This is a genomic window from Streptomyces sp. NPDC031365 (assembly GCF_055569765.1).
The window spans coordinates 126,100-152,526 of the sequence record NZ_JBVIIM010000012.1; the positions used below are offsets into that span (position 1 = coordinate 126,100).

Here is a 26,427-nt window from a genome sequence, read left to right on the forward strand (position 1 = left end):
GCTCCGCCTCCGGCGACGACATCAGGTACGGCCCGCGCTACAGGGCCCGCAAGCCGTGTGCCCGGAACTGTCCGCGCACCCGCTCGGTCAGGTCCGTATCCGGGCCGGCGGTGTCGCGCAGGGCGAAAGGGATGCCCAGCGCGTCGTACTTGTGGGCGCCGAGCTTGTGGAACGGCAGGACGTCCACCCGGTCGACGTTGCCCAGGCCGGCCAGGAAGCCGCCGAGGCCGTCGACGGCGGCCGGGTCGTCGGTCCAGCCGGGTACGAGTACGTAGCGGATCCACACCGGGACGCCGAGCCGGTCCAGGCGCCTGGCGAACTCCAGCGTCGGGGCGAGGTCGCCGCCGGTCAGCCTGCGGTAGGTGCCCGCGTCGAAGGACTTGATGTCCAGCAGCACCAGGTCGGTGTCGGCGAGCAGGGCGTCGCTCGCGCGGGCGCCGAGGAAACCGGACGTGTCCAGAGCGGTGTGCAGACCGAGCTCCTTGCAGTGGCGGAAGACCGCGGCGGTGAACGCCGGCTGGAGGAGCGCCTCACCGCCGGTGAGGGTGACTCCCCCGCCGGCGGTGGTGAGGAAGGCCCGGTACTTCCCGATCTCGGCCATCACCTCGTCGACGGTGGCCGGCTTGCCGTCCCGCATGTGCCAGGTGTCCGGGTTGGCGCAGTACAGGCAGCGCAGCGGGCAGCCGCTGAGGAACAGCACGAACCGGGTCCCGGGACCGTCCACTCCCGTGGACAGGTCCCAGGAGTGGACCCGGCCCGTCACCGGCTTGACCGTGGTGTTCACAGTGATCCGTGGAAGGTGCGGCTGATCACGTCGAGCTGCTGCTCGCGGGTCAGGCGGACGAAGTTGACCGCGTAACCGGAAACCCGGATCGTCAGCTCCGGGTACTTCTCCGGGTGTTCCATGGCGTCCCGCAGTACCGCTCGGTTCAGGACGTTCACGTTCATGTGGAAGCCGCCGGAGGCCGTGTACGCGTCGAGGATGCCGACCAGGTTGCCGGCGCGCTCCTCGGGAGCGTGACCGAGCCCCTCGGGGGTGATGGTCGTGGTCAGGGAGATCCCGTCCCGGGCCTGCTCGTACGGCAGCTTGGCCACCGAGAGGGCCGAGGCGGCCACGCCGTGCCGGTCGCGTCCGTTCATCGGGTTGGCGCCCGGCGCGAAGGGCTCTCCCGCCCGTCGGCCGTCGGGCGTGTTGCCGGTGTGCTTGCCGTACACCACGTTCGAGGTGATCGTCAGCACCGACTGCGTGTGCTCGGCGCCGCGGTAGGTGGGGTGCTCGCGCACCTTGGCCATGAACGACTCCACCAGGTCGACGGCGATCGAGTCGGCGCGGTCGTCGTTGTTGCCGTAGGCAGGGAACTCCCCCTCGGTGCGGAAGTCGACGGCCAGTCCGGTGGCGTCCCGGAAGACCTTCACCCGCGCGTGCCTGACGGCGGACAGGCTGTCCACGGCGACCGACAGTCCGGCGATGCCGCACGCCATGAACCGGTGCACGGGGTAGTCGTGCAGCGCCATCTCGATGCGCTCGTAGGCGTACTTGTCGTGCATGTAGTGGATGACGTTCAGCGCCTCCACGTATGTCTGTGCCAGCCATTCCAGCACCCGGTCGTACGCCGCCGAGAGTTCCTCGTAGTCGAGGTACTCCCCTGTCAGCGCCGGCGCCGCGGGGGCGACCTGCTCGCCGGTCATCTCGTCCTTGCCGCCGTTGATCGCGTACAGCAGCGCCTTGGCCAGGTTGACCCGCGCCCCGAAGAACTGCATCTGCTTGCCCACCGCCATCGCCGACACACAGCAGGCGATCGCGGTGTCGTCTCCGGTACGCGGCCGCATCAGCTCGTCCGACTCGTACTGGATCGCGCTGGTGTCGATGGAGGCCTGCGCGCAGAACCGCTTGAAGCCCAGGGGCAGCCGCGCCGACCACAGGACGGTCAGGTTGGGCTCGGGGGCCGGGCCGAGGTTGTAGAGGGTCTGCAGGAAGCGGAAGGACGTGCGGGTGACCAGCGGGCGGCCGTCCTCGCCGATGCCGCCGATGGACTCCGTCACCCAGGTGGGGTCGCCGGAGAACAGGGTGTCGTACTCGGGAGTGCGCAGGAACCGTACGATCCGCAGCTTGATCACGAAGTCGTCGATGAGTTCCTGCGCCCGGGTCTCCCCGATCGTGCCCTCGTCCAGGTCCCGCTGGAGGTAGACGTCCAGGAAGGTGGAGGTGCGGCCGAGCGACATCGCGGCGCCGTTCTGTTCCTTCACCGCCGCCAGGAAGCCGAGGTAGAGCCACTGCACCGCCTCGTGCGCGGTCGCGGCGGGGCGTGAGACGTCGCAGCCGTACGAGGCGGCCATCGCGGTCAGCTCGTCCAGCGCGCGGATCTGCTCGGCCAGTTCCTCCCGGTCGCGGATGACGTCCGGGCTGGAGGGCTGCGCGTCCAGCAGGGCGCGCTCGGCGCGCTTGGCCTCGACCAGCCGGGCGGTGCCGTACAGCGCGACACGCCGGTAGTCGCCGATGATCCGGCCGCGGCCGTAGGAGTCGGGCAGCCCGGTGATGATGCCGGCCCGGCGGGCGGCGCGCATCACGGGGGTGTAGGCGTCGAAGACTCCGTCGTTGTGCGTCTTGCGGTAGGAGCCGAACACCTTGGTGACGAAGGGGTCGGGTGCGTAGCCGTACGCCTTCAGCCCGGCCTCCACCATGCGCAGACCGCCGTTGGGCATGATCGCCCGCTTGAGCGGGGCGTCCGTCTGCAGGCCGACGATCAGCTCGCGGTCCCGGTCGATGTAGCCGGGGTCGTGCGAGGTGATCGTGGAGGGGGTGGCGGTGTCGATGTCGTACACGCCCCGGCGCCGCTCCTCGGGGAAGAGGGCGCTGACCTTCTCCCACACCGCGCGGGTGCGGTCGGTCGGCCCGGCCAGGAAGCGGGCGTCACCCTCGTACGGGGTGTAGTTGGCCTGGATGAAGTCGCGCACGTCGATGCGCTCCTGCCACCCCGTCCCGGCGAACTGCCGCCAGGCGTCGGTGGTCCGGGGGACGGCCGTCACGGTCGCAGTCATCACGGCTCCTCTTCTCGGGTGGGCTCTCACCGTCGATGCTCGTCGTCCGGGGGGATCGCGAGGAGTGCCGGACAGGACACCGCACCCGTTCCGTCCGGCCCTCGTGGACCGGGACCTTCGGCGGGCGGGGGACGCGGGCAGGCCGGGCGGTCGGCGGCCGAGCGACCGGAGGGCTCGGACATGCGGTACCACGGCGGCGGGACAGGCGACGTGGTGGAGGGCGGTGTGGGTCACCGACCGGTGTGGGTCACCGACCGGTGTGGCACCGAGCCGGCCCCGCTACTGCGTCGCGAGGCGTGTGCGCCCCTTCCGGGCGGCCGGATCGTGTCCGGTCCCCCTGACGTCCTCGAGCCTTCGCTCACCCGTCCGTGACCGGCGCCCAGGGGCGGCACAGCGCCCGCGCGGATCCCTTCGCCCTCTGTCGTCGGCAGGCGGCGACGGGGCCCATCGGCCCCTCGTCCGGGTCCCCCGGCACCTCGCGCCCGGGGCGCGCCGGTCCGACGCTGGAGGTATCAGGCCCCTAGAGAAGGAGCACGGTGTCATGGTCCGCTACGTGTACGACTTCGCCCAGGGCGGTCGCGAGATGGCCGACCTGCTCGGCGGCAAGGGCTCGAACCTGGCCGAGATGACCCGGCTCGGCCTGCCCGTCCCGCCGGGTTTCGTCATCACCACCGAGGCCTGCCGGGCCTTCCTCACCACCGGCGGCGAGCCTTCGGGCATGTCGCGCGAGGTCTCCGACCACCTGGCGGCCGTCGAGAAGGCCGCCGGCCGGCGGCTGGGGCAGCGGGACGATCCGCTGCTGCTGTCCGTCCGCTCGGGGGCCCGCTTCTCCATGCCCGGCATGATGGAGACGATCCTCGACATCGGGCTGAACGACGACTCCGTCCCGGGTCTGGCCAAGGTCTCCGGCAGTGAACGCTTCGCCTGGGACTCCTACCGGCGCCTCGTACAGATGTTCGGAAGTACGGTCATGGGCGTCGACGCCGGGCTGTTCGAGCGGGAGATGGCCGGGCTGAAAGAACTGCGGGGCGCCCCGGACGACGTGCACCTGGACGCCGCCGACCTGGCCGAGCTGGTGGAGACGTACAAGACCGTGATCCGCCGGGAGACCGGCGAGGACTTCCCGCAGTCCCCCTCCGAGCAGCTGCGCCGGGCGATCCTGGCCGTCTTCGAGTCCTGGAACGGGGAGCGGGCACGCCTGTACCGCCGTCGCGAACACATCCCCGACGACCTGGGCACCGCGGTCACCGTGCAGCGCATGGTCTTCGGCAATCTCGGCCCCGACTCCGGCAGTGGCGTCGCCTTCACCCGTGACCCGGCCACCGGGCACCCCGGGCTGTACGGCGACTACCTGCCCAACGCCCAGGGCGAGGACGTCGTCGCCGGCATCCGCAACACCGTGCCCCTGAGCGAGCTGGAGCGCCTGGACCCCACGTCCTACGCTCGGCTGCGGGCGCACATGGAGACGCTGGAGCGGCACTACAGGGACCTGTGCGACATCGAGTTCACCATCGAGCGCGGCACGCTGTGGATGCTCCAGACCCGGGTCGGCAAGCGCACCGCCGAGGCAGCCTTCGCCCTCGCCGCCGCACTCGCCGACGAGGGACTCATCACCCCGGACGAGAGCCTCGCCCGGGTGAGCGGTGAGGGGCTGGCCCGGCTGATGTTCCCGCGCTTCGACACCTCGGAGCACGGCGATCCGCTCGCCCACGGACTCCCGGCGTCTCCGGGTGCCGCGGTCGGAGCGGCCGTCTTCCACTCGGCGGAGGCGGTGCGGCGTGCCGCGGCCGGCGAGAAGGTGGTCCTGGTCCGCCAGGAGACCACCCCCGACGACCTGCCCGGGATGATCGCCGCACAGGCGGTGCTCACCAGCCGTGGCGGCAAGACGAGCCACGCGGCCGTGGTGGCCCGCGGCATGGGCAAGGTCTGTGTGTGCGGCGCCGAGGAACTGACCGTCGACACCGGGGCCCGTCGCTTCACCGCCCCTGACGGCACGGTCGTGGAGGAGGGCACGGTCATCTCCGTGGACGGCACCGCCGGCACCGTGTATCCGGGCTCGGTGCCCCTCGTCGACTCGGCGGTCATGCGGTTCCTGGAGACCGGCGGCACCGACGGGGGAACGGCCGGGGTCGTCGACACGGTGGCACGGGCACTGGCGCGGGCCGACGCGGTCCGCCGGCTGGAGGTGCGGGCCAACGCGGACACTCCCGAGGACGCCGCACGGGCCCGCCGCTTCGGTGCGCAGGGCATCGGGCTGTGCCGCACCGAGCACATGTTCATGGGCGAACGCCGCAAGCTGGTCGAGGAGATGATCCTGGCGAACTCGGACGCCGAGCGCGACAGCGCCCTGGCGGCGCTGCTGCCGCTGCAGAGGCGGGACTTCGTGGGCATCCTCGGGGCGATGGACGGGCTGCCGGTCACCATCCGCCTGCTGGACCCGCCGCTGCACGAGTTCCTGCCCGACCGGACGGAACTCGCGGTGCGCATCGCCGCGGTCGAGGCGCACGGCGATCTGCCGGCCGCGCACGATGTCGAACTGCTGACCGCGGTGACCCGGATGCACGAGGAGAACCCGATGCTCGGGCTGCGGGGCGTGCGCCTCGGCCTGGTGATTCCCGGGCTGGTCGCCATGCAGGTACGGGCCATCGGCGAGGCCGTCGCGGAACGTACCCGGGCCGGTGGCACGCCCCGGGCGGAGATCATGGTCCCGCTCGTCGGGGACGTCCGCGAACTGCGCATCGTCCACGACGAGGTGCGGCGCGTCCTGGCCGCCGTCTCCGAAGAGTCCGGCGTCCGTGTCGACTGCCCCGTCGGCACCATGATCGAGCTCCCCCGGGCGGCGCTGACGGCGGGCCGGATCGCCGAGGAGGCCGAGTTCTTCTCGTTCGGCACCAACGACCTGACCCAGACCACCTGGGGCTTCTCCCGCGACGACGTGGAGGCCGAGTTCTTCTCCGCCTACCTCGACAAGGGTGTCTTCCCGGTCTCCCCGTTCGAGACGCTCGACCGGGACGGCGTGGGCCGGCTCGTCTCGATCGCCGTCGCCGAGGGCCGCGCCACCCGGCCGGACCTGAAGATCGGCGTGTGCGGCGAGCACGGCGGTGACCCGGAGTCGGTTCACTTCTTCCACGCCGCCGGCCTGGACTACGTCTCCTGCTCGCCGTTCCGGGTCCCGGTGGCACGGCTGGAAGCCGGACGGGCCGCGCTGGAGAACACCGAGGTGAGCGACAGCCGGTGACGGGACCCCCGGCCCCGACAGCCGGGCCGGGCGGCCCTGGGCCGGGGCGGCACGCGGCAGCAGTCTGGAGCCACTGCGCAACCATCGGAAGGAGTGGGCACATGACGGCCAAGGACATCGGCACAAGGGACGTCACCGTCGCCGTACGGGTACGGGCCGACGGCGACGTGGACGAGGCGTCCCTCGCCTACGTGCGGCAGAAGGTCGGCGCGGCGCTCGGACGTCCCGGGCTCCCGCCCGTCAGCGGCGAGGTCCGCGTCACCAGGGCCGTGGTCCCCCACGTCGTGCTGCCCTGGTTCGCCGGGGCCGAGATCCAGGTGGGGGACGACCTGGTCGTCGTGCACGCCCGCGAGGCGAGCGCGCGGGAACTCGCCGACCGCCTTCAGGACCGGTTGCGCAGCCGCACGGAACGCTCGGCGCACCGCCGGGAGGAGGAACGCAGGACGGCCGAGCCGCCACCGTGGCGCGGCGGTCCGCGGCATCAGGAGCACCCCGGCACCGGATGACGGTGGAGGGTCACGACGGCCCACCCCGTCGGCCGGTTCACGACGGGCCGCGTCCGGACCCCGCCGAACCGGGACGAGGACATCGTCTGCCTGCTGGAGGACCACCGTTTCCGTCACCGCGCCGGCCGTCGTCGACGGTCGGCGCGGTGACTGCCCCGCGGTACGCGGCAGCCGAGCACGACGAGACCGTCCCGGACGGCGGCGGGCGGCAGCGCCGGGCCGCACCCCGCGGCGGGCGACGACCTCGGTGAAGCCGGCCCGCCTCGTCCACCGCGGGCAGCCGCCCGCCGCGGTAGGTGCCGGACGCCGTCGGCCCGGCTGTGCGGCTGTGCGGCTGTGCGGCTGTGCGGCTGTGCGGCTGGAGAGCATGGGCGGTGTGGGCAACGATCCGACGTTGCGCCTCGGCAACCGCGCGACGCCGGGCCCGTCCCGGCGGCCCGGCCCGCCCGGCCCTCGCGGTCCGGGACGGACGGTCCCGGAAGGGGACCTTCGGCGCCTGCGCGGCACAGCGAACCCGGGGGACAGTGGAATCGCGAGCGGTGCCCGTCACTCACGGCGCCGCCTCCCCACCTGCGGCCGTACATCATGACGGCCCCTGACCATGGAGGCGCACTCCGCATGAGCCGACACGACGAAGGAACCACGGCCCAGGCCCTCACCGACGCGCCGACCGACAGCGCCGTCGCCGTGGACCGTCTGGTGACGGCGGCCCTCAAGGCTCTCGACGACTACGAGGCCCTCACCCAGGAGCAGGTCGACCACATCGTGAAGAAGGCCTCCGTCGCCGCCCTGGAGCAGCACACCCTGCTGGCGCGGCTGGCGGTGGAGGAGACCGGGCGCGGCCTGTTCGAGGACAAGGCCACGAAGAACATCTTCGCCTGCGAGCACGTCACGCACAGCATGGGCCACATGAAGACCGTGGGTGTCATCGCCCGCGACGACATCGAGGACATCGTCGAGATCGCGGAACCCGTCGGCGTGATCTGCGCGATCACACCGGTCACCAACCCGACCTCCACCACCATCTTCAAGGCCCTCATGGCGCTCAAGACGCGCAACCCGGTCGTGTTCGCCTTCCACCCGTCGGCGCAGCGCTGCAGCGCCGAAGCGGCGCGGATCGTACGCGAGGCGGCCGTTTCCGCGGGCGCGCCCGAGCACTGCGTCCAGTGGATCGAGACACCGTCCGTCCAGGCGACCGGCGCCCTGATGCGTCACCCGGGCGTCTCGCTGATCCTGGCGACCGGCGGCAACGCCATGGTGAAGGCCGCCTACTCGGCCGGCAAGCCCGCCCTCGGCGTGGGCGCCGGCAACGTCCCCGCGTACGTGCACAGGAGCGCCAACCTGCGACGGGCGGTCAATGACCTGGTGCTGTCCAAGTCCTTCGACAACGGCATGATCTGCGCGTCCGAACAGGCCGTCATCCTGGACGACGAGATCTACGACGCCGCGCTGGCCGAGTTCCGGATCCTGCACGCCCACCTGGCGACCGCCGAGGAGAAGTCCAAGCTGGAGGCGTTCCTCTTTCCCGCCGCCGGCGCTTCGGGCGGCGGCTGCGAGCCCAAGGTGAACGCGGCCGCCGTCGGCCAGAGCCCGGCGTGGATCGCCGAGCAGGCCGGGTTCTCCGTACCGGCCGACACGTCCGTCATCCTCGTGGAAGCCGAACAGGTCGGCCCACACGAGCCGTTGACCCGCGAGAAGCTCTGCCCGGTGCTGGCCGTGCTGCGCGCCGGGGACACGCGGCAGGGTTTCGACCTGGCCGCCGACATGGTCGCCTTCCACGGCCAGGGCCACAGCGCCGTCATCCACACCGAGGACGACTCCCTCGCCGAGGCCTACGGCAAGCGCATGAAGACCGTACGGATCATCGTCAACGCGCCGTCCTCCCAAGGAGCCATCGGCGGCATCTACAACGGCCTGCTGCCCTCGCTCACCCTGGGCTGCGGCTCGTGGGGCAGCACCTCGGTGTCGAACAACGTCTCCGCCGCCCAGCTGCTCAACGTCAAGCGGGTGTCCACCCGCCGCAACAACCTCCAGTGGTTCAAGGTTCCGCCGAAGATCTACTTCGAGCCGCAGGCCATCCGCTACCTGACGTCCATGCCGGACGTGCACCGCGTCACCGTCGTCACCGACGCGACAATGACGCGGCTCGGCTTCGTCGACCGTGTCACGCGAGTGCTGCAGCGGCGGCGTGAACCCGTGACCGTACAGGTCATCGACAACGTCGAGCCGGAGCCGAGCATCGACTCGGTACAGCGCGGCGCCGGGCTGATGCGGGACTTCCGCCCGGACACGATCATCGCGCTCGGCGGCGGCTCCCCCATGGACGCGGCGAAGGTGATGTGGCTGCTCTACGAGCAGCCCGACGTCAACTTCGCGGACATGCGGCAGAAGTTCTTCGACATCCGCAAGCGCGCCTTCCGTTTCCCGGCCCTCGGTGACCGCGCCCGGCTGGTCTGCATCCCCACGACCTCGGGCACCGGCGCCGAGGTGACCCCGTTCGCGGTCATCTCCGACCCGGCCACCGGCAAGAAGTACCCGCTGGCCGACTACGCGCTCACCCCCAGCGTGGCGATCGTCGATCCCCTGCTGACCACCGATCTGCCACCGGCACTGGCCGCCGACAGCGGTTTCGACGCCCTCACCCACGCCATCGAGGCGTATGTGTCGGTCTACGCCAACGACTTCACCGACGGCCCGGCACTCCACGCCATCCGCCTGATCTTCGACAACATCGAAGCGGCGGTCAACGACCGCGCCGGCTCGCCACAGGCGCGGGAGAAGATGCACAACGCCGGCACCATCGCGGGCATGGCCTTCGGCAACGCCTTCCTCGGCATCGTCCATGCCATGTCCCACACCCTGGGCGCGACCTTCCACGTCGCGCACGGCCGCACCAACGCGGTCCTGCTGCCGCACGTCATCCGCTACAACGGCACCGTCCCCACGAAGCTCACCGGCTGGCCGAAGTACGAGAACTACCGGGCCCCGGAACGCTTCCAGGACATCGCCCGCACCCTCGGACTCCCCGCCGCGTCACCCGAGGAGGGAGTGGAGTCGCTGGCCGCCGCCGTCGAGCGGCTGCGCGAGGCCGTGGGCATCCAGCCGTCGTTCCGGGCGCTCGGCGTCGACGAGCGCGCCTTCCTCGACGCGCTGCCGCAGCAGGCCCTCAACGCGTACGAGGACCAGTGCGCGCCTGCCAACCCCAGGATGCCCATGCTCGACGACATGCGGGAGCTCATGCGCGCGGCCTACTACGGCTGAACGCGGCCTGCCTGAGGGCGGACACGGGCCGGCCGGGATCATCGGACCCCGGCCGGCCCCGGCGTGCCGCACACCTGGCGAGGCGGTCGAAGCGAGTGACCTCGTGATCCTCAGCCTCACCGACTACCAGTCGATGTACGACATCCGCGGCAGCGCCACCGCATCACTCGCAGGCCGGACGCTGGTCAACCTGGGCTCGGACACACCCGACCGCACACGCACGAGTGGGCTCACTCCCCGGAGGGACCGTCCGTCTCCCGCACCGGGACGCGCCACGCGAGCCTGGTACCGCCACCGTCCCGGTCGCCGATCTCCATGTCGCCGCCCAGCTTCCTCGCCCGCTCCGCCATGTTGGCGAGCCCGCTGCGGCGGCCGCCCGCGGGTATGCCCACGCCGTTGTCGGTGACCGTGAGGCTCACCTCGCTCCCGTCGGTCTCCAGGACGACCTCGGCGCGGTCGGCGTGCGCATGGCGGGCGATGTTGGACAGGGACTCGGACAGCACGGCCATGAGATGGTCGGCTGTCTCCCTCGGGACATGGGTGTCGAGCAGTCCTTCCATGCGCACGCTGGGCGCGAAACCCAGCAGCGGGGCCGCCTCACCGACTCCCCGCACCGCCCTGGCCCGCAGACCGGGAGCCGCGTCATCGGCGCGCGAGCGCAGGCCGAAGATCGTCGACCGAATGATCTTGATGGTCTCGTCGAGGTCGTCCACGGCCCGCAGCACCCGGCCCGATGCCTCCCGGTGCTCGATGATGCGGCCCGCGCTCTGCAGCGTCATTCCCGTGGCGAACAACCGCTGAATGGCCAGGTCGTGCAGGTCCCGGGCGATCCGGTCACGATCCTCCAGCAGAGCGATCTGCTCGGCGTCCTCACGGCGTTCGGCCAGTTCCATCGCGACGGCCGCCTGGGCTGCGAAGGCCTGCAGCGGATCCCTCTCCTTCTCGGAGAAGTCCGCTCCCCCCGCCTTGCGGACGAGCAGCACCACGCCACGGGCGGTGTGACCGGAGCCGATGGGCACCGCTACGGCGGGACCGAGCCCGGTGAATCGCGGTGGACCTGCCGAGGCCCGCTCGTCGTGCGTGATGTCCGGGCTCGTCAGCGGTGTGTCGCCGGCGAAGGCCCGCCCGATGAGGGTGCCCTCCACCGGCAGCACGAGGCCGCGGTACAGGTCCGCCTTCTCCCCGAAGGCCAGTTCCACCGCGAGGGAGTCGGTGTCCTTCACCGGTATCGCGACCACCGCCAGGGCCGCGTCCATGATCTCCCGCGCCTGCTCCGCGATCAGTCCCAGGACGTCCGCCTGGGCGCCGCCGGACATGAGGCGCCGGGTGACCTCCGCATTGGCGCGCAACCAGCGCTCGCGCAGCCGGGACTCCTCGTACAGGCGGGCGTTGTCGATGGCCACGCCGGCCGCCACGGCAAGGGTGGACAGAACCGACTCGTCCTCCTCGTCGAACTCCGCCCCGCCCCTCTTCTCCGTCAGGTAGAGATTGCCGAAGACCTGGTCCCGCACCGTGATGGGAACACCCAGGAAGGTGTTCATGGGCGGATGGTTCGGCGGAAAGCCGTAAGAGGACTGGTGCTCCGAGAGCACCGGCAGACGCAGCGCCTCGGGGCGGTGGATCAGCTCCCCCAGAATGCCGTGTCCCTCCGGATAGTCCCCGATGCGGCTGATCTGCTCGTCCGCGACACCGACGGTGTGGAAGGCCGACAGCCGCTTGCCGTCCGCACCGATCACTCCCAGCGCGCCGTACCGCGCGTCCACGAGTGCCGTCGCCGCCTCCACGATGCTGTACAGCACCTGCCTCAGTTCCAGTTCCCGGCCGACGGACAGCACCGCCTCCAGCAGGCTGTGCACGCGGTCCCGGGTCCCCCGGGCCGCGTCGAGACGGGCCTGCAGTTCCTCGAGCAGCTCATCCAGCTTGAGCTGGGGCAGCTGCCTCCGGGCCTGCCGTCCTTCTTCGGAGCGAGCCAACATGATCCTCCAACCGTCCGGCAAGCAGCCGACCACCGTCCGCTCGTCCGAAACGGTAGCGGTTGGGGGCGCGGAAAACATGGGAGTACCCGCTGCCGCGGCGCATGCCGCCCTGCGGTATACGGGGTCCCGGCGTCGCCCTACTGCCCCTGGTGTCGCGCGCGGTCCTGGGCCTGAGTGGCGATGACCGCGGCCTGGACGCGACGTTCCACACCGAGCTTGGCCAGCAAGCGGGAGATGTGGTTCTTCACCGTCTTCTCCGCCAGGTACAGACGCTGGCCGATCTGCCGGTTGGTCAGTCCCTCTCCGATCAGTGCCAGAATCTCCCCCTCCCGGCCGGTGAGCCCCATCAGCGCGTCCGGCTCCTCCTCCTTCTGCTGGCCGTCACGCAGCCGGGCCATCAGTTTGGCCGTGGCGCTCGGGTCCAGCAGCGACTGGCCCCCGGCCACAGTGCGCACCGCCGTCACCAGGTCCGACCCCTGGATCTGCTTCAGTACATAGCCGGAGGCACCGGCCATGATCGAGTCGAGCAGGGCGTCCTCGTCGTCGAACGACGTCAGCATCAGGCAGGCCAGGTCGGGCATCTCCGAACGCAGTTCGCGGCAGACGCTCACGCCGTCGCCATCCGGCAGGCGTATGTCCAGGACCGCCACGTCGGGACGCAGCGCGGGGACACGCACGAGGGCCTGGGCAACGGTGGCGGCCTCCCCGACCACCGTGATGTCCGGCTCGTCGTTCAGCAGGTCGTGCACACCGCGCCGGACGACCTCGTGGTCGTCCATGAGGAAGACCCGGATGGGTTTTCCGGCGCCGACCTGCTCACTGTCCGTCATCACATGCTCCTCATGACATTTGGCGGATTCCTGAGGGATCTTTACCCACCTGAGGGCGAAAGACCAATCCTGTGTCCCTGCCGACAGGGACACCACCGTGTGTGACACAGCAGGAACCCGGGACGACGCATCACGGCCACATCCGTCGGGAGGCCGCACCGCCGCAGCGCGGCAGGCGCCTCACCGTGATCGCGTTCACGTCCGGCCACCCGGCTTTCGGCCCCCTGTCCCCGCGTCTCCCCGACGACCGGATCACCCGCGCGGTGCCCCACCACCCGGTCCCTCCGGCCGCGGACGACCGTGAGCGCCTGCCTGCCTGCCGTTGTGGACGAGCCGCGGGCCCCATGGCACCGGGACACCGCCGGGGCGAGTCTGAAGACAGGCGAGAACGCTCTGGAACGGGTCTGGTGATCGTCGGTGTGGACGGGTCGGCGTCGGGTCTCGCCGCGGCGGAGACGGCCGCGCGGGAGGCCCTGCTGCTGACGGCCGCGCTGTGGGTGGTGCACGCCCCCTCCGGCCCGCGCTGCACGCTCCCCTGGGCCCGTCACCCCCGGGACCGCCGACGGGCAACCTGGTCGAGCGCCCAGTGGCGGAGGCGGTGGAGCGTGTCAGGTGCGGCACCGGGGGTAGAGGGTTCGCACGCGTGCTGACGGGGGCGCCGTTGACGGTGCTGCAGGCACCGTCGCGGGCCGCCGATCCGGTGGCGGCCGGGTCCCGTGGGATGGGCGGGATCGCCGGGCTGGTGGCGGGCTCGACGGCAGTGCGTCTCGCGAAGCACGGACACTGCCCCGTGCCGGTGGTGCGGGGGAAGCCCATCCCGATGGTCCGGCCGTGGTGGGCGTCGACGGCCGCCGGGGACAAGGCGGTGGGGACGGCCTTCGACGAGGCCGGGCTTCCCGGGACCGCCCTGGTCCTGCTGCACGCCCGGACCACGTGGGACGTGCCGCTGCTCGCTCCTCAGTCGCTCCCGGCCGCGAACTCGTCGGGCGGGCACCGGACCTCCAGTTCGACCTCCGGTGCCTGCGCCAGGGTGTTGGTGACCGTGCAGTGGGAGACGACCGCGCGCAGTGCGGCCAGCCGCTGCGGCGGCAGGGTGGGTGCCAGGACGGTCAGCGAGAGAGCCGCGACCCTGGCCGGCCGGTCGTCGGCCATGCGGTACTCCGCACGGACCGACAGGCCGTCCCGGCCCACACCGTGGCGGTCGAGGAAGCGCCCCGCGTAGTGCGCCGCGCAGGAGGCGACCGACGCCACGAAGAGCTCCACCGGGGTGGGGGCGCTGTCCTTGCCCCCGTCGGACAGCGGCTGGTCGACCGTCACGACGTGACCACGGACCCGTATCTCGAACGCGTCACCCGCGATCGGCGCCACCTCGACGAGGCCCGGCCTGCCCGTGGGTTCCGGATCCACCACAGCCGCCTGGAACAACAGCAGCCCGGCCAGGTGCCGGGCCTCCTCGGCTGTCAGCGACGCCCACAGTTCACCCCCGTCATGTGGTGCACAGGAGGCGTCCACCACGACTCGGCCCATGGGGGCAGGCAGCCCTCTCGGCGCAAAGCGGGTGACATTGATCGTGCGCCCACAGCGCGTTTCCAGTTTCATCTCGGCTCCTTGTTGGCTCGCTCCACCACGAAGGCCTGCTACCTCCCAGTACACCGCCACGCCACAGGAGATGTCTGGGGCCCATGAGCCCCTGCCGCGCTCCGAAGGTCACTCGTCTGCGGCGAGCAGGTCGGCATGTCATGCCGCCGGCTGAGGGGCCACGCTCCCGGCCGCCGACGGGACGCGCGGGACAGGGACGACCGGCTGACCGGCTGACCGGCCGCGAGCGCGGACGCACAGCTCCTGGTCGTTGCGGCAGTGCGGGGCGGCCGGACGTGAGACCCCGTCGCTCACCGGCCGACTGCCGATCTGTTCACCGACCGCGCAGGGCGGCGAGCGCGGCGTCGAGGCCGGCCGCGCGGGGGCGGTTGTGCGGCAGCTTTCCGAGCACCACGGCCATGCCGCAGGTGTTGGTGAGTGCGGAGAAGACCAGGCCGGCCGCGATGCCCGCCGAGAGGAGCTGGAAGGCCGGGTGCACGAACAGGCCGAGCACGAGGCCGAGGAGTACGAGCGTCCCGGCCGTGAAGCGGACCTGGCGTTCCATGCTCCAGCCGGCCCGGGTGTCGCAGGCCGCGGGACGGTGCAACTCCCGGCCCTCGGACGACCAGGCACCGGTGCCGCCGGCGAGCGTGGTGGTGGGAACGCCCTGTTCGGCGAGGAGCGTGCAGGCCTTCTCGGAGCGTGCCCCGGAGGCGCAGACGACGAGGAGGTCACCGCGCTGCGCGGCGTGCCGGATCTCCGGCAGGGCTCGGCGGATGTGGTCCAGGGGGATGTTCAGGGCGCCGGGCAAGTGCCCGGAGGCGTACTCGCCGGGCGTGCGCACGTCAATGACGGTGAACTCGTGCAGCCGGACTCCGGCCTGGCGGGTTTCGAGGGTGACCGGGGTGAGGGGGCTGGTCATGGCGACTGTGTGATCCTTCGTGGTCGACGGGGTATCGAATCGCCACGTAGAGTACCCCTAGGGGTATTGCGCGTGGGAGTGGTCGTGGATGTGGAGTTCGAGGGCGCGGACCTCGCACCCCTGCTGACCGGGCCTTGGCGGCCCGCCGTGGAGCGTCCCCACGCTCCTCGTGGGCATGCTCTCGGCCCGCCCGTCGCCCGTCGCCCGCGCATGCCGGCAGGGACCTGTCGGCGCGGGCTGCGCTCGGCGCGCCGCTCCGGGAGGCAGCCGCGCGTCGATCTGCGGGACGGCGGTGATCGCCACCGCGTCCCCACCGCGCCACACACCACACCTGCGGCCCCGGCCCCGGCGGGTTGGCCGCCGGGCCCGCGGTGGTCTCCGGCCGTCCTCACCGCTGCGGCAGCGCCGCGCGACGGCCTTGCCGCACCGGCGCCGCGGCGTCGCCTCCCGGTTCAGGCGGCGCGCGGTCGTGCCGGGCGGTGGGCGCGGCTGTTCACCGCAGGACCTCTCCGAGCGGGCGCCGGGGCAGGGAACGCACTCCTGGGGCGTATCCGAGGCGCAGGATCATCTGGGGGAACGCGCCCGCGCTGACGGTCTGCCGGATCTGCGCGCGCAGGTGCGGAAGTTCGAGGGGCTGGGTGTGGAAGGCCGACATCACGTCATGGGCAGCGGCGTACAGCAGGACCCGTTCGAGTGCCTCCCCCGCCCGCAGCCAGGCCGGACGGTCGTCCCGGTCGGTGCCCAGGATCGCGACCAGGCCGGTCCGTACGGGCCGGCGCCGGAGCGGCGCGGGGAACACCGGGACGAGCCCCGCGCGGTCCCGCCCGGCGAGGGGGAGGCAGTACGGGTGCAGCGCGGTCACGTCGCCCGGAACGCCGCCGGCACGCGGCCGGGCGATCCGCCGGGTCCAGGCGGTCTGCTCGGCGACACGGGCCGGCTCGTTGCGCAGCGCGTCCTCACCCGCCCGCACCAGCGCCGCCAGACGTCGGCGACCCCCTTCGTCGCCGACGACATGGAGGTCCGCGCCCACGGCAAGCGCCTGTTCGCGCAGTGCGTCGACCAGGCCGGCCGGCAGCGGATCCGTCAGCAGCGGACCGCGCACCGTGTGCCGTCGGCGCAGCGCACCGTACAGCCGCTGCTCCTCGGGGGTCGGCGGGGCGTAGGCGCCCCACGTCACCCTGGCCAGACAGCCGGGGTCCTGCGGGTCCGGGAAGTCCTGCACGACCGGCTTGAAGCCGAGGTGCCGCATGGCGAGGCGCACATTGAACAGCGCCGCTCCGCAGCTGATGAGCATCTCCCGGCCGTGCGGATCGGCGAGCGGAAGTCTGCGGCCGACGTCCGCGTGCACCTCGATGCCCCGGTCACCGTCCGAGACGAAGAGCCATGGCTGGGAGTTGTGAACCGACGGCGCGGTGGTGGCCGCACGGGCCAGATAGGCGGAGGCATGGCCAGGACGTGCGCTGACGACGGACATGAGCGGATACCGCCCTTTCTCCAGGAGTCTGCCGGTCCAGGGGGATCGGGGATCAGGGAGAGTGCCCGCCGGCAGGCGGGACGTCTCCCCGGAGCACGGCCGTCCGACGCCGGTACTCGTCCTCGTCGATCTCCCCCCGGGCGAACCGTTCGGCGAGAACCTGCTCGGCGGAGGGGCGGCCGACGGGCGGGTGCGGAGCACCGGAAGCACGGCCGAGGGTACGGACGATCAGCACCCCGGCGATGATCAGCAGAGACCAGAGCAGAACCATACCGAGGGACATGGCGAACCAGCCCCAGCCGTTCGTTCCGTGTCCGTTCCAGTACGTCATCGCGGACCACCTCCTTGTGGGGTCCCGTCAGTCGTGGGGCACGACCGCCACCGGGCGGCCGACATGGTGGATCAGGGCACGGGCTACCGGGCCGGTACGCGAGCCGATCGCGGCACGCCTCCTGCGGCGGCCCGCCACCAGCAGGCCCGCCCCGCGCGCCGCGCGGGCCAGGACGTGGGCCGGTACCCCTTCGTGCAGCTCTTCCCTGAGGAACACGGTGGGATATGTGCGCTGCCACGGCTCCACGAGCGCCGAGAGCGCCTGCTCCGCCGCCTCCCGGATCCGTGCCCGCTCCCCGGCACCGATGACGCCCCGACCGAGCGGTACGTGCCATGCGTGCACCGCGCGCAGGGCTTCCCATGCCCGCACCAGCCGCAACGGCAGTCCTCTGCGCAGCGCCTCCCCGGCCGCCCAGTGGGCTGCCGCGGTGCTCTCGCGTGAGCCGTCGAGGCCGGCCACGACCGGTTGCAGCACGGGGATCACCTCCGGTGGTTCAGTAGTGGGGTACGACGGCGACGGGGCAGCTTGCCTGGTGGATCACGGCGTGGGCGACCGGGCCGGTACGCGAGATCCTCGGGCGGTCGGTCAGCCGGTGTCCGACGACCAGAAGTTCCGCGCCGGACGCCGCCTTGGTCAGGGCTACCGAGGGCTTGCCCCGGGCCACCGTCTCGAGGACCTCGACGTCGGGGTACTTGTCGCGCCACACCTGGAGTACGGCGGAGAGGAAGCCCAGCCACTCCTCTGCCCGCTGCGGATCACTCACCAGGCCGATCTCGCCGGGTCCCAGAGTGAGCGGGTCGGGCGCACGCCAGGCATGCAGAGCCCTCAGCCGCGCGTGGCGCACTCGGGCCGCCTCGAAGGCGAAGTCGATCACCTCGTCGCACGGTTCCGTGACGTCGATGCCGAGGACCACGTCCCGGCGGGCGGCGCCGCCCGCTTCCTGCGCCGCACGGGCCGTGTCGTCGGCCCGTACCAGGACGACGGGCCCGGTGGTCTTCGCCACAACCCCGAGCGCGACCGACCCCACGAGAAGTCCGGTGATGCGGCCCAGCCCGCGCGAGCCCAGTGCCAGCAGCTCGGCATCGCCCGCCGCCTTCACCAGGGCGGCGGTCGCCGGCCCTTCCACCTGCTCGTCGTGGACCCGCACGTCGGGGCACGCCGCGCGAACGTGTTCCTCCGCCTGCCGCAGGACGCGCCGGGCCCGGTGCCGCTCGGCTGCGTGTGCGATCTCCGTCTCGCCCTGACGCGGGTGCCAGTTCCGCACATGCAACAGGCGCAGTGGCCGTCCGCGGCGGACGGCCTCACGGGACGCCCACTCGGCGGCAGCGAGACTCTCGGGCGAACCGTCGACCCCGGCGACAACAGGTGACAGCATCACGTACACCTCCAGAAAAGGCCTTCTTCTCCCCCTTGTCAGCGTCACGCGGGGGGCGGCGCTCGGGGCAGGGGCCACCGGGTCCAACCGGAGGGCCATCAGGCCCAAGTCCCACCGCTCACGGGACGGCCACTCGCGTCGCGGGTACGACCGCGACCGGGCGCGGTGCCTGGGCTGGGCTGGGCTGGGCTGGACGGGACGGGACTGTCCGGCCGGGCTGAAAGGCGTCCTCACCCTCGCGCACCGGGAGCCGGCCGCACCCTCCTGGAGGATCGCGGTGGAGACCTTGACCCGCGCGGTCCGCCGGCGGGCACGCTCCGCGGCGGATGAGACGACGTGCTCGGCCTCGCCCGCGTCGAGGGCCGTTGTCGGTCGTTCGGGGGACGGTGCCCCCGGAGCGTTTCCAGAGGGAGGCGCGCGCCTGGCACGGCGGCAGTCCGCGTCCGGCCCGCGCAGGTGCTCCGGCGAACGCCTCCCGGCGCTGTCGGGCCGGTCGGCCCTGGTCGGTGCCCCCTCGGTCCCTGGGCCGGGCAGGCCGCCCGCGCGACGCTGAAGCCGAAGGATCCCGTGGCACGTTCACGTCGGCCCCGCCGGCGGGGCCCCGGCCGTCCGAGGAGGATCAGCCATGAAGGTCACCAGGGTCGGTTCCGTCATGACCACCGACGTCATCACCGCCGAGTACGGCACCCCCTTCAAGGAGGTGGTGCGCAGGCTCGAGAACCACGGCATCAGCGGCCTCCCGGTGATCGACGAGGACGAGAAGGTCCTTGGCGTGATCTCCGAGTCGGACCTCATGCTCCACCAGGCCCGCTCCGCCGAGTCCGGGAGTACGCCCGGCGTCTGGACGGACCGGCTGCGGAAGCTGAGCCGCCGTGTCCGCCGTGAGACGGCCAAGAGCCGGGCCCGAACGGCCGGCGGAGTGATGTCCGCTCCCGCCGTCACCGTTCGGGCCGACGCCACCGTCTCCGAGGCGGCCCGGCTCATGACCGAGCACGGCATCGAGCGGCTTCCGGTGGTGGACGACGAGGACAGGCTCACCGGGATCGCCACCCGGCGCGACCTGCTCCAGGTCTTCCTGCGTGCCGACGACAGCATCGAGCGCACCGTGTGCAGGGAAGTTCTGGGCCGCACGCTGTCGCTGGGACCCCATGCAGTCGCGATCACCGTCCGGGACGGCGTGGTCACCCTCACCGGTCGGCTGGAGCGACGCAGCGACATCGCTGTCGCGCTCCGCACGACAGGCCGCGTGGACGGCGTCGTCGCCGTCGTCGACCAGTTGTCGTACCGCGTCGACGACACCCGTCTGCGGCCCGCCGAACAGGGGGCCGTGCACGGTGTGGCCGACAACTGGATCCGCCGCCTCTGAAAGGGTGATCGTCACCGCCGCTCCGCGGAAGAGGCCGACCGGCCCTCCCGGGCCGGGGCCGTTCGGCCTTGCAGCCGACGGGCGGGCAGAGTGTCATGGAGGTGAGCCGGGGGCCACCGAAGGACACGGAGAAGCGGAGCGAGACCGCGCACCGTGCAATGAGGGCCCGCAAGAAGCGGGCGGCCCCCGGCTCCATCACTGCCCGACAGCGGCTGCCGACCATCCCTTCCATCGGGCCTTTTCCTCCTGCGCGACGTGCGACCGGCGTTGTGCTCCGCGACCCTGGAAATCAAGGGCCGTACCGGTTCACCTGGACTCAGGCGCGCCGACGGGCCGCCCGTCGGCGGGTGGGCATCGCGCCTGAGGCGGCGGACCGGCATCCGGCCTCGGACCACGGCGGACGAGGTCGCACCGCGTGCATCGCGAGAGACGTCACCCGTCACCGACGTCACGCTCGCGCCGAGCCGGCGCGGCGTACCTCCCGCTTCGCGGCCGTGCCGCAACGACTCGGCGCGCCCTCCGAGCGGCTCGACGCGCTCACCGACCAGGTCCGGCGCCGCATCGCGGAGCGGACGGGGACACCCCGGGCCGTTCCGAGCTGAAAAGGAACTTCTGGATACCTCCGAGGGCGCGGGCGTGACGCAGCCGCCGCGCACCCCCCGTCCGGCCGTCGGCACGTCACCCGCGTTCTGCGCCTCGGCCGGGAAGCCTGTTGGTTCCGACGCCCGCCCGGGTACCCGGCACGGTGAGGGGCTTCCCCCTCTCCGCGGCCGGATGTCCAGTGGATCTGAACCGAGGAGGAACCAACGATGACGCTTCCAGTGCACCGCAGCACGGGTTCGGTGTCCCGATGGGACCCGCTCCGGGAACTCGAGGAGCTACGCACCCGGATGGATCAGCTCATGCACTCGACCTTCCCCTTCCCCGGCAGTGGCTTTTCCCGGGCCGAGGCATGGGCGCCACCGGCCGATGTCGAGGACACCGAGGACGCCTACCTGATGGAGGTGGAGCTCCCCGGCCTCGACAAGGACCAGATCACCGTGGAGGTCGCAGAAGGTGAACTCGACATCCATGGGGAGGTCAAGGAGAAGGAACGCACGGGCGTCCTCCGCAGGCAGAGCCGGCACATCGGGCAGTTCGACTACCGCACGAGTCTGCCTCCGAACATCGACCCCGAGCACATCACCGCGGAGTTGACCAACGGGGTTCTGACGGTACGCGTCCCCAAGGCCCAGAAGGCCAAGCCGCACCGCATCGAGATCACCGGCTGAGGGATCGGCGGGATCGGCGGTGCCGGGCCGGTACCCGCCTCCACCGTTTCCCGGCGGTCCTGTGCGCCGGGCGTCAGGGGGCCAGTCCCCTTCAGCAGTACCGTGAGGAAAGCGCGGCGATCATGCAAGCTCACCTGGGCGATCAACTCGTCATCGAAAGTCCGGCCGCCGGCGTCCCCAGGCGCGATGGCGAGATCGTCGGACTGCACCATGACGACGGCACACCCCCCTACGACGTGTGTTGGTCGGACACGCACGACGTGACGCTCGTCTTCCCCGGACCCGACGCCCACGTCAGGCATCTCGGACACGAGCCGGAAACCTCTGTCGGCACGTCTTCACCCGCCGGCCCTCCAGATCCCGGCGACATCGGCAGGCGAGTGGCCGCAGAACGCGAACGACGCGGCCTGAGCCGGGAGGAGACGGCCCGCCGCGCCAGGATGGCGCCGCAATACCTCGCCTACCTCGAGGAGCACCCCGGCGACCCCAGCATGTCCACACTCACCAGGCTGGCCGTCGCACTGCACACCAGCGTCCAGGCCCTGCGCGGCGGTGGTGGCAACCTGCCGCCCGGCCAGGGCATGGCCCTGCTGCACCCGCGGCTCCGGGACGTCGGACCCGACGAATGCCGGACCCTGCTCTCCACACACGGTGTCGGACGCGTCTCGGTCACCACTCCCGAAGGCCCCGCCGTGGTCCCGGTGAACTACGAGGTCGTCGACGACATGATCGTCTTCCGGACCGCTCCCGGCTCCGTGCCCGCGGCCGCCGCGGGATCGGAGATCGCCTTCGAGGTCGACCAGCTGGACGAGGCCATGAGCCGAGGCTGGAGCGTACTGGCCGTCGGCCCCGCACGGGCCGTCACGGAACCCGACGAGGCGCGGCGGCTTACCGAACGCGCCCACACCACACCATGGGCCGGAGACGAACGCGAGATGTGGGTGTCGATCCGGCCCACCCGTCTGACGGGACGCCGCATCACCCCCGCCGAACGGTGAGCGGAACGACTCTTCCGTGCACCATGCACAGGGTGTCCTGCCGGCTCCACGCCCGGCCCCCGACGGCCTCGGGCTCCTCGACCGGGCCCCGCCGCCTCCGTGGACCGCGCCGGGTCACCGCACCCCTCGACGAGCGAGGAGGACGTGATGTCCACCCAACGGAAGTGTCGGCAGCGGCCGCAGGTCCGGTCGGTCTCGCTGGGGGCGGTGTGCGCCGTGACGCTGTACGCGCTGTGGATCCGGCCGCGGCTGCTGACCTGGGGTGCGGCCGAGGACGAAGCCGGCCGTGCCTACCCCGGCGACGATCTCTGCCCTGAGGCCGACGGTTCGTCGGTCCTGGCGACGACCCTCCCCGCGCCGCCCGAGGAGGTCTGGCCGTGGCTGGTGCAGATGGGGTACGACCGCGCGGGCTGGTACAGCTGGGACCGCCTGGACCGGTACGGAGAACCGAGCGCGGACCGCATCGTCCCCGAGTGGCAGACGCTGACGGTGGGGCAGCGGCTGGTTGCGACCCGGGACGGCCGGTCCTGGTTCACGGTGGCCCGCCTGGAGCCGAACCGGACGCTGGTATTGCACTCGGACCTGGACCTGGCCTCCGGTCGCTCCTTCGTCCAGAGCCGGGATCCACTGCCCCGGGCACGCATGACGGGGGTCTGGGGCTTTCACCTTCGGCCGGCTCCGCACGGCGGAACGCGCCTTGTCGTCCGTACCCGCGGCCAAGGACGGCCCCGGTGGCTCACCCGGCCGTTCGACGTGCTGGTGGGGGAACCGGCCCACGTCATCATGCAGATCCGCCAGTTCCACAACCTGCGCAGCCGTGTCGGCAGGAAGGCTCTCCGGGGACCCGCGGACGCGGAACCGGTAATCGGCAGTAACCCGCCGGGCACCGTGCCCCGGCGTTGAGCGCTTGAGCGCACGGGTCGACGACGGACGCTCGGTCCGTCCAAACGGTCCTTCCGGTCGATCGCCCCGTCCCCTCACCAGCGCGTCGGCCTCATGTGTCCCGCCCTTGTCGTGGCCCCGCCGCACGGTGCGGGCAGCGGAACGCCCCGCCGCCCGGGCACGCCCGAGGGCCCGCGCACGTGACCTTCGCTCCCGCAAGGTCGATACTTCCGGGAGGAGGAGTTCAGCGAGCCCGTATCCGACCGACACAAAAGACCTGACACCCCGTCACCACCGCCGGTATCACGTCGGCGTCAGGACCGTCACAGCCGGTTCCGACCGCTGCGAACCGCCGAGGTCCTCCCTTGTCCGTAACCGCTCCGACCGGCGAAAACGCAGGACGACGACCCACCTGCCAAGCTCACCAGGAGGTACCCATGAAGATGCTGATCAACGTACCGGAGACCGTGGTCGCGGACGCGTTGCGCGGAATGGCGGCGGCGCATCCCGAGCTGGCGGTGGATGTGGAGAACCGGGTGATCGTCCGCAAGGACGCCCCGGTGGCCGGGAAGGTGGGCCTGGTGTCCGGCGGAGGTTCCGGGCACGAGCCGCTGCACGGCGGATTCGTGGGGCAGGGGATGCTCTCGGCGGCCTGTCCCGGTGAGGTGTTCACCTCCCCCGTGCCCGACCAGATGGTACGGGCCGCGGCGGCCGTGGACGGCGGGGCCGGGGTGCTGTTCATCGTGAAGAACTACACCGGTGACGTACTCAACTTCGACATGGCCGCGGAACTGGCCGAGGACGAGGGCATCCAGGTCGCGAAGGTGCTGGTCAACGACGATGTGGCGGTGACCGACAGCCTGTACACGGCCGGCCGCAGGGGCACCGGCGCGACACTGTTCGTGGAGAAGATCGCGGGCGCGGCGGCCGAGCAGGGCCTGCCGCTGGAGCGGGTGCAGGCCATCGCCCGGCAGGTGAACGAGAACTCCCGCAGCTTCGGTGTGGCGCTGAGCGCCTGCACCACCCCGTCCAAGGGCACGCCGACCTTCGATCTGCCCGAGGGGGAGCTGGAGCTGGGCATCGGCATCCACGGCGAGCCGGGCCGGGAGCGGCGGGCGATGATGACGTCCGGCGAGATCGCCGAGGCCGCCGTCGATGCGATCCTGGCGGACATCACCCCGCGCAACCCCGTGCTTGTCCTGGTCAACGGCATGGGCGCCACCCCGCTGCTGGAACTGTACGGCTTCAACGCCGAGGTGCAGCGTGTGCTCGGTGAGCGCGGGGTGCCCGTGGCCCGCGTCCTCGTCGGCAACTACGTCACGTCCCTCGACATGGCGGGCGCCTCGGTCACCCTGTGCCAGATCGACGAGGAGCTGCTGCGGCTGTGGGACGCGCCGGTGCGTACTCCGGGGCTGCGCTGGGGCATGTGAAGAACGCCGGGATCATGGTTCGGTACTACCTACCACGCAAGGAGTTCCCGTGCTCGACGCCGACTTCTTCCACCGCTGGATGACAGCCACCGCCGCATCCGTGGACCGTGAGGCGGAACGACTCACCGCCCTCGATTCGCCGATCGGGGACGCCGATCACGGCAGCAACCTCCAGCGCGGCTTCCGTGCGGTGCGGGACGCCCTGGACAAGGAGCCGCCCGCCACCCCCGGAGCGGTGCTGACCCAGGCCGGGCGCCTGCTCATCTCGACGGTGGGCGGTGCGTCGGGCCCGCTGTACGGGACCCTGCTGCGCCGCACCGGGAAAGCGCTCGGTGACGCCGCCGAGGTGGACGAGCGGCAGCTGGCCGAGGCGCTGCGCGCCGGGACCGACGCGGTGATGCAGCTCGGTGGTGCCGCGCCGGGTGACAAGACGATGATCGACGCGCTGGTGCCCGCGGTGGACGCGCTCGGCGACTCCTTCGCCGCCGCTCGTGACGCGGCCGAGGGGGGAGCCGTCGCCACGACGCCCCTGCGGGCCCGCAAGGGAAGAGCCAGCTATCTGGGTGAGCGCAGCATCGGTCACCAGGACCCCGGGGCCACGTCGGCTGCCCTGCTGATCGCGGCGCTCGCCGACGCGGCGCCGGATGCGGAGGCCGGCGGTGAGTGACGCACAGCTGGTGGGGATCGTCCTGGTGTCGCACAGTGCGGCGGTGGCCGAGTCGGTGGCCGAGCTGGCGAAGGGCCTGGCGGGCGCCGGTAGCGCGGTCGCCGTGGCTCCGGCGGGCGGCACCGAGAGCGGGGGCCTCGGCACCAGCGCCGAGCTGATCTCCGCGGCGGCCGCGTCCGTCGACCGCGGGGCCGGCGTCGCGGTGCTCACCGATCTGGGCAGCGCGGTGCTCACCGTGAAGGCGCTGCTGGCCGAGGGGGACGAACTCCCCGAGCACACCCGGCTGGTGGACGCGCCGTTCGTCGAGGGTGCGGTGGCCGCGGTGGTCACCGCGGCCACGGGTGCGGATCTGGCCACGGTGGAGGCGGCGGCCGTGGAGGCGTACGCGTACCGGAAGGTGTGACGGGCGCGGTGGCGCCCGTCCGGCGCGTTCAGCCGTCGCCGTCCACGAACTTCCGGGCCAGCCGCTTCCCCGTCACGACCGCGGCCTCGTGGTCCTCGACGGGGGTCACCCTGCTGTTCTTGAACACGATGTACGTGACCCCCGAGGAGGTGCCGCCGGCACGTGGGTCGGGGTCGATGCCGAGCGACTCGGCCGCGGCGTAGGACGCCTCGCCGATGATGTCTGCGGGGCCGGTGTCGCCGACGACCGCGTACCGCACCCGGTCGCGGTACACCACCGCCACGACCGATCCGCCGCGCACACCGGCGGCCCAGTAATTCCACACGGCGCTGGGGGCGGGCACCACGACATAGGGCAGCTTCTCCGCGCTCAGCGGACGGCCGTCGGACTGGGCGAAGGCCGTGGACGCGGAGAAGTGGGGATCGGCGAGGGCATTGCAGCGGCGGCCGGGTCGGCCGTCGCAGTCGATGTCCATGTCGGCCTTCCAGAACACCGTGTCGCGGGTGCCGCACACCGGGACGGTGGCCCGGGAGCCGTGGTCCTCGCGGTAGCGGCCGCGGGAGACGGGCGCGCAGGTGCGCACCTTGGCCAGCAGGTCGGCGGCACTGACGGCGTCCGAGCGCCGTGCCGGGGCGGGGTCTGTGCGCCCTGCGGTGGGAGGGTCCGAGCGTCGCGAGGGGGCGGGATCCGCGTGCCGTGCGGCGACAGGGTCGGCGCGCCGTGACGTGCCGGGATCCATGTGCCGTGACGTGCCGGGATCCATGTGCCGTGAAATGACGGGATCCATGTGCCGTGAAATGACGGGATCCGCGTGCCGTGAAATGACGGGATCCGCGTGCCGTGAAATGACGGGATCCGCGTGTTGTGCGGTGACGGGGTG

21 protein-coding genes and 2 pseudogenes are annotated in these 26,427 nt (G+C 72.0%); 12 read left to right on the forward strand and 11 right to left on the reverse strand.

Annotated elements, in window-relative coordinates; all coding sequences use genetic code 11:
* Window positions 1–37: 37 nt before the first annotated feature.
* Entirely contained in the window at window positions 38–784 is a 747-nt protein-coding gene (pflA, locus tag ACZ5C2_RS19665) for a pyruvate formate-lyase-activating protein (RefSeq protein WP_468792568.1), read from the reverse strand.
* Window positions 781–3,039, reverse strand: a complete 2,259-nt coding sequence (gene pflB / locus ACZ5C2_RS19670) for a formate C-acetyltransferase (protein ID WP_468792570.1) — start codon at window positions 3,037–3,039, stop codon at window positions 781–783. Before pflB ends, pflA begins: the two co-directional genes overlap by 4 nt.
* A gap of 541 nt (window positions 3,040–3,580) precedes the next feature.
* Between pflB and ppdK the strand changes: the two genes are divergently transcribed.
* The 4 genes and pseudogenes from ppdK to ACZ5C2_RS19690 form a co-directional block, all read left to right on the forward strand.
* Window positions 3,581–6,277: a pyruvate, phosphate dikinase gene (gene ppdK, locus ACZ5C2_RS19675; RefSeq protein ID WP_468792573.1), complete on the forward strand. Its 2,697-nt coding sequence runs from the start codon at window positions 3,581–3,583 to the stop codon at window positions 6,275–6,277.
* A gap of 101 nt (window positions 6,278–6,378) precedes the next feature.
* Window positions 6,379–6,783 carry a hypothetical protein gene (locus ACZ5C2_RS19680; RefSeq protein ID WP_468792576.1) on the forward strand — a complete coding sequence of 135 codons (405 nt, stop codon included), beginning with the start codon at window positions 6,379–6,381 and terminating at the stop codon, window positions 6,781–6,783.
* A gap of 618 nt (window positions 6,784–7,401) precedes the next feature.
* Window positions 7,402–10,044, forward strand: coding sequence for a bifunctional acetaldehyde-CoA/alcohol dehydrogenase (gene adhE, locus ACZ5C2_RS19685; protein WP_468792578.1), 2,643 nt, complete (start codon window positions 7,402–7,404; stop codon window positions 10,042–10,044).
* Between the two features lie 70 nt (window positions 10,045–10,114).
* A pseudogene (locus ACZ5C2_RS19690) lies at window positions 10,115–10,264 on the forward strand (NAD(P)-dependent oxidoreductase); the annotation flags it as partial.
* 10 nt (window positions 10,265–10,274) lie between these two features.
* Here the strand turns inward: ACZ5C2_RS19690 and ACZ5C2_RS19695 are convergent.
* Window positions 10,275–12,020 (reverse strand): sensor histidine kinase, encoded by a 1,746-nt coding sequence (locus ACZ5C2_RS19695; RefSeq protein ID WP_468792581.1) that lies wholly within the window; start codon window positions 12,018–12,020, stop codon window positions 10,275–10,277.
* Between the two features lie 137 nt (window positions 12,021–12,157).
* Window positions 12,158–12,850 (reverse strand): response regulator, encoded by a 693-nt coding sequence (locus tag ACZ5C2_RS19700; RefSeq protein ID WP_468792584.1) that lies wholly within the window; start codon window positions 12,848–12,850, stop codon window positions 12,158–12,160.
* A 700-nt stretch (window positions 12,851–13,550) separates the two neighbouring features.
* On the opposite strand from ACZ5C2_RS19700, the pseudogene ACZ5C2_RS19705 reads away from it, so the two are divergent.
* Window positions 13,551–13,595 (forward strand): annotated as a pseudogene (locus ACZ5C2_RS19705) (hypothetical protein); the annotation flags it as partial.
* Window positions 13,596–13,807: 212 nt separating this feature from the next.
* Here the strand turns inward: ACZ5C2_RS19705 and ACZ5C2_RS19710 are convergent.
* The 6 genes from ACZ5C2_RS19710 to ACZ5C2_RS19735 form a co-directional block, all read right to left on the reverse strand.
* Window positions 13,808–14,449 carry an OsmC family protein gene (locus ACZ5C2_RS19710; RefSeq protein ID WP_468792586.1) on the reverse strand — a complete coding sequence of 214 codons (642 nt, stop codon included), beginning with the start codon at window positions 14,447–14,449 and terminating at the stop codon, window positions 13,808–13,810.
* 313 nt (window positions 14,450–14,762) lie between these two features.
* Window positions 14,763–15,350, reverse strand: a complete 588-nt coding sequence (locus tag ACZ5C2_RS19715) for a rhodanese-like domain-containing protein (RefSeq protein ID WP_468792589.1) — start codon at window positions 15,348–15,350, stop codon at window positions 14,763–14,765.
* Between the two features lie 493 nt (window positions 15,351–15,843).
* Window positions 15,844–16,824 (reverse strand): Acg family FMN-binding oxidoreductase, encoded by a 981-nt coding sequence (locus ACZ5C2_RS19720; protein WP_468792591.1) that lies wholly within the window; start codon window positions 16,822–16,824, stop codon window positions 15,844–15,846.
* Window positions 16,825–16,876: 52 nt separating this feature from the next.
* The gene (locus ACZ5C2_RS19725) at window positions 16,877–17,155 is read right to left on the reverse strand and encodes an SHOCT domain-containing protein (protein WP_468792594.1); all 279 of its coding nucleotides are present in this window, start codon (window positions 17,153–17,155) and stop codon (window positions 16,877–16,879) included.
* 27 nt (window positions 17,156–17,182) lie between these two features.
* The gene (locus ACZ5C2_RS19730; RefSeq protein WP_468792597.1) at window positions 17,183–17,629 is read right to left on the reverse strand and encodes a universal stress protein; all 447 of its coding nucleotides are present in this window, start codon (window positions 17,627–17,629) and stop codon (window positions 17,183–17,185) included.
* Window positions 17,630–17,648: 19 nt separating this feature from the next.
* Window positions 17,649–18,530, reverse strand: a complete 882-nt coding sequence (locus ACZ5C2_RS19735) for a universal stress protein (protein ID WP_468792599.1) — start codon at window positions 18,528–18,530, stop codon at window positions 17,649–17,651.
* A gap of 625 nt (window positions 18,531–19,155) precedes the next feature.
* Between ACZ5C2_RS19735 and ACZ5C2_RS19740 the strand changes: the two genes are divergently transcribed.
* From ACZ5C2_RS19740 to ACZ5C2_RS19770, 7 genes are all read left to right on the forward strand, one after another.
* A complete protein-coding gene (locus tag ACZ5C2_RS19740) occupies window positions 19,156–19,896 on the forward strand; it encodes a CBS domain-containing protein (protein WP_468792602.1) in 741 nt (246 codons plus the stop codon).
* Between the two features lie 809 nt (window positions 19,897–20,705).
* Entirely contained in the window at window positions 20,706–21,167 is a 462-nt protein-coding gene (locus ACZ5C2_RS19745; protein WP_468792604.1) for an Hsp20/alpha crystallin family protein, read from the forward strand.
* Window positions 21,168–21,289: 122 nt separating this feature from the next.
* Window positions 21,290–22,165, forward strand: a complete 876-nt coding sequence (locus tag ACZ5C2_RS19750) for a pyridoxamine 5'-phosphate oxidase family protein (RefSeq protein WP_468792607.1) — start codon at window positions 21,290–21,292, stop codon at window positions 22,163–22,165.
* Between the two features lie 147 nt (window positions 22,166–22,312).
* Window positions 22,313–23,068, forward strand: coding sequence for a hypothetical protein (locus tag ACZ5C2_RS19755; protein ID WP_468792609.1), 756 nt, complete (start codon window positions 22,313–22,315; stop codon window positions 23,066–23,068).
* 416 nt (window positions 23,069–23,484) lie between these two features.
* On the forward strand, window positions 23,485–24,477 hold the full coding sequence (dhaK, locus tag ACZ5C2_RS19760; RefSeq protein ID WP_468792612.1) for a dihydroxyacetone kinase subunit DhaK: 993 nt from the start codon (window positions 23,485–23,487) through the stop codon (window positions 24,475–24,477).
* Between the two features lie 49 nt (window positions 24,478–24,526).
* Entirely contained in the window at window positions 24,527–25,144 is a 618-nt protein-coding gene (gene dhaL, locus ACZ5C2_RS19765; protein WP_468792614.1) for a dihydroxyacetone kinase subunit DhaL, read from the forward strand.
* The gene (locus ACZ5C2_RS19770; RefSeq protein ID WP_468792617.1) at window positions 25,137–25,547 is read left to right on the forward strand and encodes a PTS-dependent dihydroxyacetone kinase phosphotransferase subunit DhaM; all 411 of its coding nucleotides are present in this window, start codon (window positions 25,137–25,139) and stop codon (window positions 25,545–25,547) included. The genes dhaL and ACZ5C2_RS19770 overlap by 8 nt, the downstream gene beginning before the upstream one ends.
* A gap of 28 nt (window positions 25,548–25,575) precedes the next feature.
* On the opposite strand, the gene ACZ5C2_RS19775 is transcribed toward ACZ5C2_RS19770, so the two are convergent.
* The gene (locus ACZ5C2_RS19775) at window positions 25,576–26,286 is read right to left on the reverse strand and encodes a glycoside hydrolase family 75 protein (RefSeq protein ID WP_468792619.1); all 711 of its coding nucleotides are present in this window, start codon (window positions 26,284–26,286) and stop codon (window positions 25,576–25,578) included.
* Between the last annotated feature and the right edge of the window lie 141 nt (window positions 26,287–26,427).